A 787-nucleotide genomic window follows, 5' to 3' on the forward strand; every position below is an offset into this window, starting at 1 on the left:
CGGCATCGAGTTCCCGGGCTGGGAGGCGACCACGAGCTATTTGCTCGCCGAAGCCGAAATGGACTCCGCGGCCGAGCAATCCCCACAGTGGGGCATCCGCCACGACGCGCTCGGTGTCCATGCCCTTTCGGTTGCCGAGGAGGGGGGACCGGTTCGGATCATGGTCACCGAGCGGCGCCTCGGGCCGCCGTCCGAACCCACGCTGCGCGAGCTGAGTGAGGCACTCGTCGCCGTATACGGAACCGACTACGGGATCCACAGTCCCGCTTGGATTTCCCGGTTCACCGACGCGGCGCGACAGGCCGCGAACTATCGGCGCGGGCGGGTTCTGCTCGCCGGCGACGCCGCGCATATCCATCACCCGGTGGGCGGGCAGGGCCTGAACACCGGCGTGCAGGATGCGGTGAACCTGGGCTGGAAGCTGGGCCAGGTGGTCACCAAGACATCACGCGACAGTCTGCTGGACACCTATCACGCCGAACGGCATCCGGTCGCCCAGCGTGTGCTGCGCAACGCGTTGGCGCAGATGGCGCTCCTTCGCCCCGACGACCGCACCCAGGCGCTGCGCGACACCGTGACCGAGCTGCTCGACATGGACGAACCCCGCGCGCGTTTCGCGGCGATGATGTCGGGCCTGGACATCCGCTACGACCTGGGGGAGGGGCACCCGCTGGTGGGGCGCCGCATGCCCGACCTGGATCTGCTCACCGCCGACGGTTCGTCGCGCGTGTTCGACCTGCTGCGAGACGCCCGTCCGGTGCTGGTCAATTTCGGCGACGCCGGCGGC

General features: G+C 69.4%; 1 protein-coding gene. It reads left to right on the plus strand.

Annotation, left to right across the window (positions count from 1 at the left end; all coding sequences use genetic code 11):
- On the plus strand, positions 1–787 hold a 787-nt coding region (locus A5646_RS23945), incomplete at both ends, for an FAD-dependent monooxygenase (RefSeq protein ID WP_197505272.1).

Origin of the sequence: Mycobacterium sp. 1245499.0 (assembly GCF_001673615.1) — a bacterium.
GTDB classification, from domain to species: domain Bacteria; phylum Actinomycetota; class Actinomycetes; order Mycobacteriales; family Mycobacteriaceae; genus Mycobacterium; species Mycobacterium europaeum_A.